General features: G+C 71.6%; 16 protein-coding genes. 8 read left to right on the top strand and 8 right to left on the bottom strand.

The window, feature by feature from the left end:
- Positions 1–73 precede the first annotated feature (73 nt).
- Positions 74–367: a zinc-ribbon domain-containing protein gene (locus tag PGH47_RS22920; protein WP_030956327.1), complete on the top strand. Its 294-nt coding sequence runs from the start codon at positions 74–76 to the stop codon at positions 365–367.
- 33 nt (positions 368–400) lie between these two features.
- On the opposite strand, the gene PGH47_RS22915 is transcribed toward PGH47_RS22920, so the two are convergent.
- The 4 genes from PGH47_RS22915 to PGH47_RS22900 form a co-directional block, all read right to left on the bottom strand.
- Positions 401–1,111, bottom strand: a complete 711-nt coding sequence (locus PGH47_RS22915; RefSeq protein ID WP_271665008.1) for a DUF2637 domain-containing protein — start codon at positions 1,109–1,111, stop codon at positions 401–403.
- A 299-nt stretch (positions 1,112–1,410) separates the two neighbouring features.
- A complete protein-coding gene (locus tag PGH47_RS22910; protein WP_271665007.1) occupies positions 1,411–1,632 on the bottom strand; it encodes a hypothetical protein in 222 nt (73 codons plus the stop codon).
- Positions 1,629–2,279: a Chromate resistance protein ChrB gene (locus PGH47_RS22905; protein WP_271668127.1), complete on the bottom strand. Its 651-nt coding sequence runs from the start codon at positions 2,277–2,279 to the stop codon at positions 1,629–1,631. The genes PGH47_RS22910 and PGH47_RS22905 overlap by 4 nt, the downstream gene beginning before the upstream one ends.
- Positions 2,280–2,321: 42 nt before the next feature.
- Positions 2,322–2,990: a nitroreductase gene (locus PGH47_RS22900; RefSeq protein ID WP_271665006.1), complete on the bottom strand. Its 669-nt coding sequence runs from the start codon at positions 2,988–2,990 to the stop codon at positions 2,322–2,324.
- A gap of 145 nt (positions 2,991–3,135) precedes the next feature.
- Between PGH47_RS22900 and PGH47_RS22895 the strand changes: the two genes are divergently transcribed.
- A complete protein-coding gene (locus PGH47_RS22895; protein ID WP_271665005.1) occupies positions 3,136–3,786 on the top strand; it encodes an FMN-dependent NADH-azoreductase in 651 nt (216 codons plus the stop codon).
- 74 nt (positions 3,787–3,860) lie between these two features.
- On the opposite strand, the gene PGH47_RS22890 is transcribed toward PGH47_RS22895, so the two are convergent.
- On the bottom strand, positions 3,861–4,337 hold the full coding sequence (locus tag PGH47_RS22890; RefSeq protein WP_271665004.1) for a MarR family winged helix-turn-helix transcriptional regulator: 477 nt from the start codon (positions 4,335–4,337) through the stop codon (positions 3,861–3,863).
- A gap of 166 nt (positions 4,338–4,503) precedes the next feature.
- Between PGH47_RS22890 and PGH47_RS22885 the strand changes: the two genes are divergently transcribed.
- Positions 4,504–5,817 carry an FG-GAP repeat domain-containing protein gene (locus PGH47_RS22885; protein WP_271665003.1) on the top strand — a complete coding sequence of 438 codons (1,314 nt, stop codon included), beginning with the start codon at positions 4,504–4,506 and terminating at the stop codon, positions 5,815–5,817.
- A 141-nt stretch (positions 5,818–5,958) separates the two neighbouring features.
- Positions 5,959–7,422: an FG-GAP repeat domain-containing protein gene (locus PGH47_RS22880; protein ID WP_271665002.1), complete on the top strand. Its 1,464-nt coding sequence runs from the start codon at positions 5,959–5,961 to the stop codon at positions 7,420–7,422.
- A 381-nt stretch (positions 7,423–7,803) separates the two neighbouring features.
- Here PGH47_RS22880 and PGH47_RS22875 read toward each other — a convergent pair whose 3' ends face one another.
- Genes PGH47_RS22875 through PGH47_RS22865 form a run of 3 tightly spaced genes read right to left on the bottom strand, consistent with a single transcriptional unit; the run spans position 7,804 to position 10,147 of the window.
- Positions 7,804–8,547, bottom strand: a complete 744-nt coding sequence (locus tag PGH47_RS22875; RefSeq protein ID WP_271665001.1) for a hypothetical protein — start codon at positions 8,545–8,547, stop codon at positions 7,804–7,806.
- Positions 8,544–9,836 (bottom strand): hypothetical protein, encoded by a 1,293-nt coding sequence (locus PGH47_RS22870; protein WP_271665000.1) that lies wholly within the window; start codon positions 9,834–9,836, stop codon positions 8,544–8,546. The genes PGH47_RS22875 and PGH47_RS22870 overlap by 4 nt, the downstream gene beginning before the upstream one ends.
- Positions 9,837–9,841: 5 nt before the next feature.
- On the bottom strand, positions 9,842–10,147 hold the full coding sequence (locus tag PGH47_RS22865; protein ID WP_271664999.1) for a hypothetical protein: 306 nt from the start codon (positions 10,145–10,147) through the stop codon (positions 9,842–9,844).
- 231 nt (positions 10,148–10,378) lie between these two features.
- On the opposite strand from PGH47_RS22865, the gene PGH47_RS22860 reads away from it, so the two are divergent.
- From PGH47_RS22860 to PGH47_RS22845, 4 genes are all read left to right on the top strand, one after another.
- Positions 10,379–11,086 carry a DUF5701 family protein gene (locus tag PGH47_RS22860; RefSeq protein WP_271664998.1) on the top strand — a complete coding sequence of 236 codons (708 nt, stop codon included), beginning with the start codon at positions 10,379–10,381 and terminating at the stop codon, positions 11,084–11,086.
- Positions 11,087–11,295: 209 nt separating this feature from the next.
- Positions 11,296–12,774 carry a VCBS repeat-containing protein gene (locus PGH47_RS22855; protein WP_271664997.1) on the top strand — a complete coding sequence of 493 codons (1,479 nt, stop codon included), beginning with the start codon at positions 11,296–11,298 and terminating at the stop codon, positions 12,772–12,774.
- A 130-nt stretch (positions 12,775–12,904) separates the two neighbouring features.
- On the top strand, positions 12,905–14,317 hold the full coding sequence (locus PGH47_RS22850) for an FG-GAP-like repeat-containing protein (RefSeq protein WP_271664996.1): 1,413 nt from the start codon (positions 12,905–12,907) through the stop codon (positions 14,315–14,317).
- Complete coding sequence (locus PGH47_RS22845) at positions 14,314–15,744, top strand: FG-GAP-like repeat-containing protein (RefSeq protein ID WP_271664995.1); 1,431 nt, start codon at positions 14,314–14,316, stop codon at positions 15,742–15,744. The genes PGH47_RS22850 and PGH47_RS22845 overlap by 4 nt, the downstream gene beginning before the upstream one ends.
- Positions 15,745–15,750: the final 6 nt, after the last annotated feature.

The following is a 15,750-nucleotide window of genomic DNA, read 5'->3' as shown; positions in this document are numbered from 1 at the left end:
GCCCCCGACACGGGACAGGGGGCGTCGTCGTGAGGCAGGCTTGAGGCAGGAACTGATCGGAAAGGATCACCGCGTGATCATCTTCGGCACCAAGGGTTACCTCTACCAGCTCGCGATACTCACGCTGGTGTGCGGTCAGTGCGGCAACCCCGCGGCGCACACGCTGCGCAAGCGCGTCACCAAGTTCACGCTGTTCTTCGTGCCACTGTTCCCGGTCTCGACCAAGTACGCGACGCAGTGCACCTTCTGCGGTGCGGAGCACAAGGTGCCCCAGGAACAGGCCGAGCAGCTCCAGGCGCAGGCCGCCGCCGGGGGCCCCGGGGGTCAGCAGCCGTACGGACAGCCTCAGCAGCCGTACCGGTCCTGACCGGACCCGGGTCCCGGAACCCCGGGCGGCGGTCTACGACTTGGGCTGCTTGGGGTTGTTCATCGTGTCGGCGGCGTGCTTCGGGCCGGGGCGCGTCGAAAACTGGCCGACAAGCTCGCGAAAGCAGACCAGGGCGGTGATCGGGGGAATTCCGACGATCACCATCGCGAGCAGGGAGTCCGCCGACTGGCCGATGCACAGGGCGACCGCGGTGCCGGAGGAGATCAGCATGACGGCCCAGGACCGCCGGGCGGTACGGCGCTGGACGGAGGCCCGCAGGATGGACAGGCCGGCCAGCAGCCAGGGTCCGTACACCGTCAGCGGCCACCATTGCGCCAGCTTCTCCGAAACGACGAGAAGCGCGATGTCGCGAAGCTGATCGTACGAATACGAGATGGACCATGTGAGCATCGTCACCGCACACAAGGTGATTAACGTGACCAGAACGGAGACGCTCACGATCTTCGGATTTCCGCCGAAGACCCGGGCGCCCGTCTGAGGTCGTTTCCGATGGACCGGGCGGGGCGGGGGCCTGTCGTCGCTCCGCGGGGGCGGCGGCGGAGGGGGCGCGAGATCGGCGAGATCCAGGCCCTGCGTCGTGCTCAGCATGTGAGCCAGCTCCGCGTCCAGATCCCAGCCACCCGACGGGGAGATCCCCTGTTCAGGGGCCTGCCAGAGGTTCTGCATGTCGAGCCGCTGAGCGTAATGAGGCTGCTGCTCTACCGCGTCATAGTCGGACCTCATTTCTAGATCTTCTCCCCCTCCAGAGCCGCACGGAGATATTCACTCTCCATCCGGCTGATCGCTCTGAGGAAGTCCTCGAGCAGATCAGAGCACCCGGTGATGCTTTCCGCAGTGGTCCGATCAGCTGCCCGGAACGGGCTCATAGAACTGTCCTCAGCCGCATGTTTTTCCCGCCACGTCACATTCACCTAACGAGCACAACACTGGGCCGGACATCTGGCATTCGGGGGAATACGCGTCAACGGTGATTATCTGGAAGATCCAATGACCGGGACTGCCGAAGAAATTCAGAAGATCTTTTACGCGGTGTTCTCGGCGGTGTTCCGGGCGCTTTTGAGGAGGGCGAGGACGGGGCCGACGGCGATGAGCAGGGCGAGGGCGGCGTAGCCGTGGGTGAGGGTGGCGAGGGCGAAGGCGATCAGTCCGCCGAGCAGCACCGGGCGGGCGCCGATCCGGTCGGCGAGGCTGCCGCGGCCGGGGCCGCCACGCGGGGCCGCCTCGCGGGGCCGGGTCGTGGTCATCGGCCGGACTCCTCCCCGGGCTCCCGCCTGCCCTCTTCCGGCATCCGCTGCTCCGGCACCTGGTGCAGTGCGGTGAAGACCCGCTCGGCGTAGTCCTCGCAGGCGGCCACGCATGCCTTGAGCCGCTCGCCGGCCTCGGCGGCCTCGGGGGCGCCGAAGACGTCCCGCGCGGTCAGGTCCCGGTGCCAGCGGCGCAGCCGCTCCAGCGACTGTTCCTCTTCCTCGAGCTCGGCGAGCGTGAACTTGGCGATGCGACTGTTTCCGACAGCGGCCCCGCCGCAGGCCTTCGCCAGCTCCGCCTCGAACTTGCCGCAGTCGGCTATGAACTCGGCCCAGTCGGCGGAGCGGGCGGCCGTGAACATGGCACGCAGCCGCCGCCCGTCCTGACTGCCCCGCCCGGTGGCCACGAGCGAGACGGCCTCGCCGCCGGCGCGCTCGGTCAGCTCCAGCACCCGGCCGATCCCGTCGGCGAACAGCGGCACGTCCGGTACGGCCCACACCCCCTGCCCGAGGGAGAGCGCGCCGGTCTTGCGCAGCTCGCGCCAGACGGCCACCCGGTGCCGGGAGGGCTCGGCCGGGACCCTGACGACGAGGACGATCCAGCGCGTTCCGTCACGCGCGTCGTCGCCCCCGCCGCCGTACTCCATCGCAGTCACCTTTTGGAATGTAGCAGCCGTTACATCAGCACGTCAGTGGGCGGTGACGAACGTGACCGTCTCCTCGAGCGGCGCCCGGCCTGTGCGGGCGTGGTGGACCGTGTCGTCCTCGAAGCCGATCGACATGCCGCAGAACAGGACGAGGTCGTCCGGCGGCACCAGGACCTCCGCGACGCTCCTGTGGTACTTCGCCCACGCCATCTGCGTGCAGCTGTGCAGCCCCTCCGCGCGAAGCAGCAGCATCACGGTCTGGAGGTACATCCCGAGGTCGGACCACTGGGCCGGCCCCAGGTCGCGGTCGATGTAGCAGAACAGGGCGGCGCTCGCGCCGAAGCAGTCCCAGTTCGCGGAGGCGGCCCGCTGCCGCGCCTCGATGTCCTCGCGCGGGATGCCGAGCGCGCCGTAGCGCTGCTCGCCGAAGGCGGCCCGGCGTTCGCGGTAGGGGGACTTCAGGTCGGCCGGGTACTGCTCGTACTCCGGCTCGTCCCAGGGCTCGCCCGCGGCCAGGCGGGCGCAGGCCCGCTTCTTGAGCCCGGCCAGCGGTTCACCGGTCAGCACATAGGCGTGCCACGGCTGGAGGTTGGACGCGGACGGGGCCCAGGCCGCCGTGGCCAGGACGCGCTCCAGCACCTCCGTAGGGACCTGCCGGTCGGTGAACCCGCGTACGGCCCGCCGGGTCCGGACCGCTTCGTAGACGTCCAAGGTCTTCCGCCTCCGTTTGCTCAGCATGGCTATCATCGTTGCATCCGCGATGGTATCAATCGATACCATCGCGAGTTAAACTATGGTTGATAACAAGTCACGCCCTCGGCCCGGCCGTTGGGCGCCGACCTCCTGGAGAAAACCGATGGTCACGCTGTTGCACATCGATTCGTCCGTGCTCCCCGGCGAAGCGTCCTCGTCCCGTGCGGTCGCCGCCGCCTTCCTCGATGCCTGGCGGGAGCAGCACCCGCAGGGCAGGGTGATCCACCGGGACCTGGCCGCGGCCCCGGTCCCGCACATCACCGCCGCGGGCTGGTCGGCCGGTCAGACCCCTCCGGACGAGCGCACCCCGGAGCAGGCGGCCGCGTTCGGCGAGCGGGTGCGGCTCATCGAGGAGCTGGAGCGGGCGGACGCGGTCCTGATCGGCGCCCCCATGCACAACTTCTCGGTGCCCTCGACCCTGAAGGCCTGGCTGGACAACGTCCTCCTGCCCGGCCGCACCAGCGGCGAGAGCTCCTCCGTGCAGGGCACGCCGGTCACCGTCATCGCCAGCCGCGGCGGGTCCTACGCGCCGGGCACCCCTCGCGAGGGCTTCGAGTTCGTCCGGAACTATCTGGAGGCCGTCCTCGGGCGCACTCTCGGCATGGACCTCGACTTCATCGTGCCGGAGCTGACGATGGCTCCCCGCAACCCGGCCATGGCCGAGCTGATCCCGCTCTACGAGACCTCCCGCCGGCGCGCATTCGAGGAGGCGGCCCGCAAGGCGAAGGAGCTGGCGGAGCGGCTCGCCGCGTGACTCGACGCACGCGTACGCCGTGCGGGACCTCGCCTTCAGGTCTCACACGGCGTACGTCTTCTCGGAATTCGTCGTCAGCCCTCGGGGTGGGCGAACCGGGTCAGCAGCGCGCTCAGTCGCTCGGTCTCACCGGGTCCCAGCACGGCGGCCAGGCCCTCGGCCGGCTGCTCGGCCGCCGCGTGTGCCGCGTCGAACAGCTCGACGCCCCGGGGCGTGATCTCCACCTGCCGCACCCGCCGGTCGCCCGGCACGGCCTTGCGCACGGCCAGCCCCTTGCGCTCCAGGTCGTCCACGACCCGCATGATCCCCGCCTTGTCGGTCCCCGTCGCCGCGGCGAGATCACGCTGCATCGTGGGCCCGCGGTTGACGAGCACGATCAGTACGGAGAAGTGACGCAGCTCGATGCCGAGCGGCCGGAGCGCCTCCGTCATCGCCGTGTGCGCCCGCCAGTGCGCCCGGCGCAGCAGCAGGCCGAGCGCGAAGGGTGAGGTGTCACCGGGGCGGTCGGTCGCCCGCGGGGCGGTGGTTGCGTGCGGAACGTCGGCGGTCATGTGGCCAGATTACCGCTGTCCATTCAATCGATACGGTATCGATTGAAACCAATTGGGCGGTTACGCCTCGGCCGATGGCCCGCGCACCCCGGCACAGGGCTGTCGCCACCCCTCGAACGCGTGCATCATTACCCAGTTGTTTCCCCTGATGTCGACGAGGTGAGCGGTGCGCGCGCGAAGAAGCGGGAAGTGTACGGCGGCCCTGACCGGCACCCTCGGCGCACTCGCCCTCGCGATCGCCGCCTGCGGACCCACCTCGCACGACGACGCGGAGCCGGCCCGGCACACACCCGTCCAGGTGGCCGACGCCCCCGCCCTTCTTCCGGTCCCGCAGGGCAAGGGCAGCAAGACCCCCGACGACTTCAACGGCGACGGCCGTCGCGACCTGGTCCTCAACGACCTGGTCAAGGCGCAGGCGCACGCGGACGACGCGGGCATCGGCATCGTCTACGGCGGTGAGCGCGGACTTGCCCCGGGCGCCCGGCAGTTGCTCAGCCCCGGGCGGCAGGCGGCCCCGACCAAGGGGCAGCGTCCGGCCGTCTTCGACGCGGAGACGACCTGCGACCTGGACGGCGACGGCTTCACCGACCTGGTCGTGTCCACCGACCCGCCCTTTGACGGGCAGGGCCCGCCGCCGGTGCCGCTCCAGCTCCTGTTCGGCTCCCCGAAGGGCCTCGCCGGCCAGGCGGTCAAGCTCGCGATCCCGGACGGTGCCCGCTTCGGCAACGACTGGCCCGACCAGCCGGTGTGCGGCGACTTCGACGGGGACGGCGCGCAGGACCTGGTCGTGCACGCGTCCGGCGGCCGGCTGAGCTTCCTGCGCGGCCCGTTCACCCGCAAGGGCAGCCCGCGCAAGGCCGGCGCCCCGATCCAGGCCCCCGGCAACGTCCCCACGGGCCCGGCGGCCGACGTCGACGACGACGGATACGACGACCTGGTGGTCCGTACGGCGGAGGGCCGGGGCACCTCGGCGATCGTCCTCGGCGGTCCGGCCGGCCCCACCCGCACGGGAGCCACCCTCCCCGCAGGCATCGACGTGGCCCTCGGCGCCTTCGGCAAGGGCAGGGCGACGCTCGACGCGGCGGTCGGCACGATGGGCGAAACGTCCCTGCGCTACGACGTCACGGCAACGGCCGCACGCGGGACCCTTCAGTCCCCCGGCTCCAAGCTCGACGCGGCCGACTTCGACGGCGACGGCTTGAGCGAACTCCTCTCCAGCGGCTCCCAGTTGCGCGTCTTCCACGGCCGCACGGCCGGACTCACGACCACGGGCATGGTGACCGTCCAGCCGCCCGCACGTGGCACCACCCGCGTCGTGACGACCGCCGACTTCAACGACGACGGCCGCGCCGACCTGGTGGTACGGACGTACATCGGCGAGACCGAGGACACGGTGGCGGTGTATCCGGGAACGAAGAAGGGCCTGGTGACAGCGAAGCCGTCGGTCACGTTCTCCAGCTCGGAGTTCTTGGTGAAGTAGTCCCGGAGTTCTTGGTGAAGTAGTCCCGGAGTTCTTGGTGAAGTAGTCCCGGCGGGCGAGGGCTCGGGGCGTACAACCATGCCGGGCGCCGATCGGTCTCCTGATCACCGGATCGATCAACTCCCCCACAGGAGAAGCCGAATGCCCAAGCCGAACCCCCGCACGGCAAGACTGACGCTCGCGACGGCCACGGCCGCCGCGCTCACCGGCGGCCTGCTCACCTTCGTGACCGCGCCGGCGTCGGCCGCGCCCGGAAACCGCCCGTACAAAGCGGACTTCAACGGCGACGGCTACGGCGATGTCGCCCTGGCCGCCCCCTATGTGAAGCTCGGCGACAAGGGCTTCGCCGGCTACGCCGCCGTCCTGTACGGCGGCGCGAACGGCATCGACCCGGCCCGCCGCACAGTTGTGAACCAGGACTCTCCCGGCGTCCCCGGCACCGTGGAGACAGAAGACTCCTTCGGCTCCGCGCTCGCAGTGGCGGACCTCAACGGCGACGGCTACACCGACCTCGCGGTCGGCGCGGCCGGCGAGGACGGCGGCGAGGGCTCCGTCACGATCCTGTGGGGCTCGGCCGGCGGCCTCGCGAACGGCACCGAGGTCGCCGACCCCGCGCCCGCCGCACACGGCGAGTGGGGCAAGCTCCTGACCGCCGGCGACTTCGACGGCGACGGCAGGACGGACCTGGCGGTCGGCACGGGAGAGGCGCACGCGTACGTCATCAAGGGCGGCTTCGGCACCGACGGCACGACGGGCGCGGCACAGCGCATCGACGTCCCGGAACAGGCATACGCCATCGACGCCATGGACTCGGGCGACACCGACGGTGACGGCCGCGCCGACCTCGTCCTCACCTACCGCACCGACCGCACGACGGACCCGTCCGGCAGCTGGTCCAAGGGTGTGGCGTACCTGGGCTCGCCCTCGGGCCCCGACACGACCGTCCCCCGCATCCTCCACGGCGGCACGTCGATCGCCCTGGGCGACATCGACGGCGACGGGTACGACGAGATAGCCCTCGGCAACGTCTTCACGGCGGAGAACGACCACAGCGGCAGCCTCGGCGGCAGGGTCGTCGTCATCCGAGGCTCGCAGGGCGGCCCGGTCAACGGTGACGCACCCATGGCCGACCTCACCCAGGACTCCGCGGGAGTTCCGGGCGCCGACGAGGCGAACGACGGCTTCGGCAGCTCTGTCTCCATCGCCGACGTCAACGGCGACGGGTACGGCGAACTCGCCATCGGCGTCGTCTTCGAGGACCTCGGCACGACCGAGGACGCGGGTGCGACGATCGTCATGAACGGCGCGTCCACCGGGGTGTCCCGCACGGGCGCCCGCACCTTCACCCAGAACACGGCCGGCGTCCCCGGCACGGGCGAGCCCACGGACTACTTCGGCTCCGACACCGTCCTCTCCGACGTCAACGACGACGGCCACGCCGACTTCACGGTGACGGCCGGCTTCGAGGACGAGGGCGTCGGCGCGCTCAGCGCCCTGCCGGGTTCGGCGACCGGCATCACGACCACAGGGTCACGGACGTTCGGGCCGGGCAGCCTGGGGCAGCCGCGGACGTACGGCGGATTCGGGGCGGGGCTGACCGGCTGAGCCCTGGCGGGCCGGGCCCGCCAGGGCGTGTCCGGCAGGGCGTGTGTCCGGCAGGGCGTGTGTCCGGCAGGCAGGCCCTGGTCCGACCCGCGCGCCGATCGCCCGAGCCCGTCGACGCGCCTCCGGGCTGAGGCCGTTGCGGCGGGCGGCGGTGCGCGGGTCCCCCGCGTACCAGAGCTCCTCGTCGTCGTCCTTCAGCGCCTGCTGGGTCCGGGACCCGAACATGACGGCCGCGTGCTTCAGCGATGCCGTCTTCTCCGGACGGTCGGGGTCAGGCCGCACAAAGACCGCTTTGCCCTGGTCGATCCGCACGGCCCCCTGCTGCCGACGCCAGGAATGGACGGCGAGGACGCGCCGTTCGTGATCATGTGCCCGTTCCGGTCAGCCGAAGTCAGAGGCGATGGCGCCGCCGTCGGGGCCGGTGGCGTTGTCGTCGCGTGCGGTGCGTTCGATCTCGGGGAGTGGATCGTGGAAGGACACCGTGTGCGCGATGCCCTGCATCAGTTCGCGGTAGTGCTTCCGGGAACCCACGGCCGTGGTGCTCAGCGTCAGGACGCCCAGCTGTGTGCCCGAGGGAGCCGGGATGTAGAGGTTGCACTGGTAGACCTCGTGGCTGGGCACCCCCTCCAGGGCCGGCATGGTGATCACGGTGTCGGAGATCGCCGCCGGGCGGCTGCCCGGAAGTGTCAACAGCGCCACGTTCTCGGCGGATTCGCGCAGCGACACCGCGCGCACCGCCGTGACCTTGGCCGGGGCCCACTCGATGTCCGTGAGCGCCACCGTGAACACCGACGAGGCGGAGGATCCGTCGTCCGCGTAGTGCATGCCGAGCGAGCAGCCGATGACGCCCTCGCTCCGCATCTGCCCGGCCATGAACCGCACGTCCCGCAGCGCGCCCGCGTACCGGTCACGCCGGTCCCCGGGCGCGAGGTCGAGGACCAGCGCCAGCGCCTGATCGAGGTGGGCCTCCTGCCCGGAGCCCGGCTCGGGGTCGAGCGCGTCGACGGGGACGTCGAAGAACCCGCCCGGCAGCGCGTACCAGATCATCGAGCTCGGATCCCTGGCCGAGTCGTCGATGAACAGGCGCCTCGGGACCTCGGCGGACTTCTCCGTCATCTCCGTCATCGCAGCACCCGCGCGACGTCGCCGACGATCCCTCGGGCGCCGGGGCCGTCGAACAGGCCCGTGCGAGCCGCGGCTCCGCCGGTGGCCGTGCTCCTGTCGCCGTCGCTCTTCGACGCGTCGACGTTCTCGCCGGCCGGTCCGTGGCCGGCGATGACCACACCCGTGGCAGGCGGGACAGGGCCCCTGCCCGTCCGGCTGCCGCCCGCGGCCCTGACCACCAGGTATCCGGCCGGGTCGAGGGAACCGGGCCGCGCGGTCCGGCTCCCGCCCGTGACGGAGTCGTCGGCGAATCGGCCGAGGAACTGCCCGGCGCTCGCGGCCCGGGAGGCGTACTTCTTCGACTTGACCGCGCTGCGGAGACCGCGGCTCACGGCCCGCACCTCCGGCACCGCGGCCACCGCGTCACCGGCGAGGAACGCCGAGTTCGCCCAGAAGTCCGCGTCGAGCTCGCCCTCGGTGAACCCGTCGGCGAGCGAGGCCCGCACCTCGGGGTCGGCGAGCCGGGAACCCGTCGTCGCCAGGCTCAGCGCACCTGACGTCAGCAGCATCGCGATCCCGACCGGTCCCGTGCACAGCAGCGCCTGCAACCCCGACACCGCCGCCACCGTGTTCAGGGTGTCGGTGAGGTCGTCCCCGATCCAGCCGAGGGCCTTGCCCAGCCGGCCCGGCTCCTCGGGCGCCAGGTCCCGCGTGGCGTCCTTCAGCTTCTTCGCGAGGTCCCGTGCCTGGTCCTCGTGCGTCCCCTCCAGCTCCCGCGCCTTGCGCATCACCTCGTCCAGCGCGGCCTGCGCGTTGTGCACGGCGGCGACGGCTTCGCCGAGCCGGGCGTCGGCCGCGGTCAGCCGGGTCTGCGCGGCCCGGGGCTCGGGGCCCTCGTCGAGTGCCTGCTCCGCGAGCCCGAGGTCCGGGTCCTGCCTGGCCTTCTCGTGCCGGGAGTTGGCGGCCCGCAGCGCGCTCCTGTGCTCGCCCGCCTCGACGTCGTACCTGTGCGCCAGCTCCCGTCGGCCGGTCAGCCCGCCGTGCCAGGTACCGAGGTGACCTGCGGCCTGGGTCAGCGACCTGTGGGCGTCCTTCATGTACTTCGGCAGATCGCCGTCGAGGGCCTCGCGGAAGGCCGCGGCGGCGTCGCCCTCCCAGAAACTCGACTCGCCGAGCAGCTTGTCGATCTTCCGGTACGCCGTCCGGAGCGCGCTCGCCGAATTCACCAGCTGGGTACGGAGCTTCTCGACCTCGCCGGGCTCGCCGGGCACGGGGTTCCAGCCGAGGTGCGGATACGGGTTCTGGGCCATCGTGCTCACTTCCCCGCGGCCGCGGCCCGCTTGAAGCTCTCCTCCAGGGAGGTCTCCACTTCGCGGTAGTTGTCCGTGTTCTTGCGGAGGCCCTCGGTGAGCTTGCCGATGCGTTCCGCGATCTGCTCGCCGCCGTACTTCCAGCGCTCCTGGAACTCGTCGCACGCCTCGTCCAGCTCCGCGGTCCCGAGCTGGTCGGCCCGCACGTGCCCAAGGGCCGTTCGCACCTGCTCAAGGGACTCGCCGGCCTCGTCGAGGTCCTTGGTGAAGGCGGCAAGCTGCTCGATATCGACCCTGAAGTGATCTCCCACGCACGTCCTCCCCGTTCCCGCTTCGCGGTCGCACCGGCAAATTGCAGCCAGCGGCCGAATCGGCCCGATCATGCCACGGGAGGGCAAAGGGGCCGGTCCGGGGTCACGGAATCCACACGAAACACATGTCGGCCGCTCAGCGGGGTGGCACATCCCGAACGGGAACCTTCGGCACGGACACCGCGTTGGCCCCACGCGACCTCCACTCACCGGCCCCGACCAAGGAGTGCCTTGCCCGACACCTCGTCGAACGCCGCCCTGCCCGCTCTCCCACCGCTCACCGACCAGGCGGAGCGACTCATCGCCCTCGGCGTGCCCGAGCTCGCCGGGATACCCGCCGACGAGATCCGGGCCTACGCCCGAAGCGCGAGCGCCGGCAACGGCCCCGGCGACGGCAGCGGCCCCGGCCGACCCGGCTGCGGCGACGCCCTTCTCGCCGTCCACCCCGACCGTGTCCCCGCCTCCGCCCTCACCCCTCTGCTCCGCCGCGGCGACAAGCCCGGCTTCGTCGTCGTAGACATGCCGGACGTCGACGACTTCGCCCCGGCCGGCGTCGAGCTGCCCGACTCGGCCCTCTACGTCGTCACCGGCCTGGACCGCGGTGACCGCATGGCCAACTGGAGTCCGGAGGAGGCGCTGCCCGCGCTCGCCGGAGAGGGGCGGACTCCCCTTGTGCTCGGCGAAGGCATCCACTGGGTGCTCCAGCAGCCCGCGGCTCTGGAACGCAACCACTGCTTCATGACGATCGGCTCCCGGCTCCGGAAGGCCAACGGCACGCTGGACGCCCGTACCCCGGCGATCTGGATCAGCAACGGCACGGGTCGCGACGGCCGTGAGCGGCGCGACGCGCCCAAGGTCGGCTGGTGCTGGTGGGGCAACCGGCACACCTGGCTGGGCTTCGCCTCCGGCACGGGCCGCGGCGAGTGCAACCACAGGTGATTTAAGTGCCGTATCGGCATCAATGCCGGATACCCGCAGCCGCCTCAAAAGTTTCTCGAACTCACGTACAACCCTTCCGCCCCATCGCAGGTCTCCTGATCGCCGACCGCCCGGTGAACCCGAGGACAACTCCCGGAGAACGCCGCCGGTCGCACCCCACCGACTGTGGATGCCGGCCAGGCATCCCCGCATGCAGCAGGAGAACCCGCATGCACAAGCACCAGCTGCGACTCGCCCTCGCGACGGCCACCGCTGCCGCGCTGACGGGCGGTCTGCTCAGCTTCGCCGCCTCGCCGGCGACCGCCGCCGACTCGGCCACCGTCCCGCACGCCGACTTCAACGGCGACGGCATCGGCGACGTGGCCTTCTCCGCCGACAGCGCCTACGTGGGCGGCAAGAAGGACGCCGGCCAGCTCATCGTCCTGTACGGGACCGCCACCGGCGTCTCGTCCGCCAAGCGCCACACCATCAGCCAGAACACCACCGGCGCCCCCGGCACCGCCGAGGCCGGCGACCGCTTCGGCTGGGACACCGCCTACGCCGACTTCAACGGCGACGGCTACGACGACATCGCCGTGGGCGCCGGGGGCGAGGACGTCGGCAGCGACGTCGACGGCGGCGGCCTGGCCATCCTGTGGGGCTCGGCCTCCGGCATCACCGGGAAGGGCGTCACCGTCGCCGACCCGGCCCCCACCCAGCACGACGCCTGGGGCAAGAACCTCGCCGCCGGTGACTTCGACGGCGACGGCAAGACCGACCTGGCCGTCGGCAGCACCTCCAGCACCATCTACGTCTTCAAGGGCGGCTTCAACACCTCCGGCACCGCGCTCGGCGGCCGCTACACCGTCAAGCCCCAGATCATGTCCGGCGGTTCGGCGCGTGGCCCGCTCAACCTCCACGCGGGCGACGTGAACGGCGACGGCCGCACCGACATGGTGGTCGACGGCTACGAGACCGACACCCAGTACGGCTGGAACACCAACTACCTCGTGCCCGGCACCGACGGCGGCCTGTCCGCCGGCGACGCCCGGCCCCTCAAGGGCGGCGTCATCACCGGGATCGGCGATGTCAACGGCGACGGGTACGGCGACATCGTCACCGGCATGTACTGGAACAAGGCCGACGACGGCGTGACCTTCCCCGGTGCCGAGGACGGCGGCAAGGTGTGGATCACCTACGGCGCCGCGAGCGGCATCGGCTCCACCACCGGAATCACCCAGAACACCGGCAACGTGCCCGGCACGGCCGAGAAGAACGACTACTTCGGCTACGAACTGGACCTCGGCGACATCAACGGCGACGGCTACCAGGACCTCGCCGTGGGCGTCGCCGGCGAGAACATCGGCAGCGCCACGGACACCGGCATGGTCACCGTCCTGTACGGCTCGGCCTCCGGCCTGAACACCACCTCCGGCACCCAGTCCTTCGCGCAGTCCACCGCGGGCGTCCCCGGCAACGACGAGAAGGGCGACATGTTCGGCATGGACGTCAAGCTCGACGACGTGACCGGCGACGGCAAGGCCGACCTGATCGCCGGCTCCGCCGAGAACGACGGCAACGGCGGGGTCACCTACCTGCCCTCCAACGGCTCGAAGATCATCACCACCGGCTCCCGTTCCATCGCCCCGAGCAACTCGGGCGTCTCGACGACGGGCAAGCCGTACTTCGGCGCCAACTTCGCCGACTGAGCCACCGCACCACCCACCGCACGACCCGGCCGGGCCCGTCACCGCACGGGCCCGGCCCCCTGACACCCGAAGCACCCCGGACCCGCCCCCACCGGCAACGGGCGCGCCCCTCCTCCCAGGAGCACCCACCTTGCGCAAGCGCCCCCTCCTCCTCGCCGCCGCTCTCACCACCGGCCTGCTCACCGCTCTCCCGGCCAACAGCGCCGCCGCCGCGCCCTCGGGCCTGGCCGGCGACTTCAACGGCGACGGGTACCGCGATGTCGCTGTCGGTGCCATGTGCACCACCGTCGGCTCCGCGTCCTGCGCAGGCGCCGTCGTCGTGCTGTACGGCTCCTCGACCGGAGTGTCCGCCACCCGCAAGGCCGTGATCACGCAGAACTCCACCGGCGTGCCCGGCACCGCCGAGGAGGGCGACCTCTTCGGTTCCTCCCTGGCCACCGCCGACCTCGACCGCGACGGCTACTCCGACCTCGTGGTCGGCTCCTCCGGCGAGACCGTCGGCGACCGGGACGGCGTCGGCGCCGGCACCGTGCTGTGGGGCTCCAAGTCCGGCCTGTCCGGCGGCAAGGGCCTGCCGCAGCCGTCCGGGCTCTCCGAGTGGGGCGGCTTCTCGCGCGGCGCCGCGACCGGGGACTTCGACGGCGACGGCGACATGGACGTCACCCTCACCGGGCAGAACCACACCCGCCTGTACCTGGGCCCCTTCACCCGCGCCAACGGCCCGCTGAGCAACTACCGGGTCGGCGAGCTCGGCACCACCTACGACGTGATCGCGGGCGACCTGAGCGGCGACGGGGCGGCCGAGCGTGTCTACCCGTTCGGCGTGGACGGCGACTCCGGCGGCGAGGTCGACTACTACCGCTGGACCACCAGCGGCTACAAGTTCACGAATCTGCCGAACGCGGACGGCCTGTCGGGCTCCATCGCCGACATCAACGGCGACGGCTACGGCGACCTCGTCCTCGGCGACTCCTCCGACCCGAACAGCGACAAGCCCGGCGGTCACAAGGGCGGCCAGATCACCGTCTGGTACGGCGGCCCGAACGGCCCCGACCCCGCGCAGACGCCGACCGTCATCCACCAGGACAGCGCGAACGTGCCCGGCTCCGGCGAGACCGACGACGGCTTCGGCATGTTCCTGAGCACCGGCGACATCAACGGCGACAAGTTCGCCGACGTCGCGGTCGCCGCCCCGGGCGAGGACATCGGCACGGCGAAGGAGGCCGGCTCGGTGACCGTGCTGTTCGGCTCGGCGTCCGGTCTGAAGACGTCGGGCTCGAAGTCGTACACGCAGAACACCGCCGGTGTCCCCGGCACCGCCGAGTCCTGGGACCGCTTCGGCTCCGCGGTCGACCTCACCGACATCACCAAGGACGGCAAGGCCGACCTGACCGTCGGCGTCGACGGCGAGAACGGCTCCGGCGGCGTCTGGACCCTGCGCGGCTCCTCCACCGGCCTGACCACGTCCGGCGCCCAGGGCCTGACCGCCGCCGCGGTCTCCCTGAAGTCCACGTACTACTTCGGTTCGGTGATCGCCCAGTGACGCACCGCCGACTGACCGGCACGCTCCTCGCGGCCGCCCTCACCCCGCTCGCGCTCGCCCTCACCGCCCCGGCCGCGCACGCCGCGACGGCCGCCAAGCCGTACGACTTCAACGGCGACGGCCGCGTCGACCTCGCGATCGGCGCGCCCGGCGCCACCGTCGGCGGCAAGGCGAAGGCGGGTGCCGTGTCGGTGGTGTACGGCGGCACCGGCGGCCTGCAGACGGCCACGCGCACCCTCATCACCCAGAACACGGCCGGCGTCCCCGGCACCGCGGAGGCCGACGACGTCTTCGGGACCGCCGTGGCCTCCGCCGACCTCGACACCGACGGCTACGCCGATCTGCTGATCGGTGCGCCCGGCGAGGACGTGGACGGGGACACCAACGACGGCTATGCCGTCGTCGTGTGGGGCACCAAGTCGGGTCTGTCCGGGGCCCGTTCGGTGCCGAACTTCCTTGAGCGGGACGCGGACCGGTTCGGGCAGTCCCTGGCGGCCGGCGACGTCGAGGCCGACGGCGACCCGGACATCGTGGTCGGCTCCAACGGGCCCTTCAAGCTCAGCTTCATCAACGGCCCGTTCACCAGGACCAGTTCCTCCCAGGGCGGTTCCGGCGCCGGCTTCCCCGCGCCGTACTCCTCGACGTACGGCATCACGTCCCTGTCCGTCGGGCCGGTCACGGCCGCCCGGCACACCAACCTGGTCGTGCACGGTCGCAAGAGCGACGGTGCCGCGATCACCCACCTGGTGACCGATCCGAGCATCGGCAACTACACCGACTGGATGCAGACGTTGCCCGCCGGATACGTCTCCGCGATCGGCGACATCGACAAGGACGGGTACGCGGACATCGCCGTCGGCAACGACCGCGAGACCTCCGCCGACCCGGCCGGCGCCAAAGGCGGCAAGGTCACTGTCGTGTACGGCGGCCCGGACGGCCGGGACTCCTCCCGCGCCCCGCTCGTCCTCACCCAGGACACCGCCGGTGTGCCCGGCGCCGCCGAGACGGGCGACCGCTTCGGCAGCGGCGTCTCCTTCGGGGACGTCAACGGCGACGGCTACGCGGACCTGGCCGTCGGCGCGTCCGGCGAGAACTCCGGCGCGGGCTCGGTGACGGTGCTGTACGGCTCGGCGTCCGGCCTGCGCACCAGCGGCGTCCAGTCCTTCACGCAGAACACGGCCGGTGTGCCCGGCACCTCCGAGGCGAACGACCGCTTCGGCGCCCGCGTCCTGCTCGCCGACCACTCCGGCGACCGCCGCGCCGAGCTCACCGTCTCCGCGACCGGCGAGAACGGCGACGGCGCCGTCTGGTCGCTGCGCGGCGCGACGAGCGGGGTGACGACGGGCGGGGCGATCAGCTTCGGCCCGGCGACGACGGGCGTCTCCACGGCGGGCGGCCCCGGCTACGGCACGGCCCTCAACTCCTGATCTCCG

This window comes from Streptomyces sp. HUAS 31, from assembly GCF_028198125.1.
GTDB lineage: Bacteria > Actinomycetota > Actinomycetes > Streptomycetales > Streptomycetaceae > Streptomyces > Streptomyces chartreusis.
This window is presented reverse-complemented; position numbering and strand designations above follow the sequence as displayed.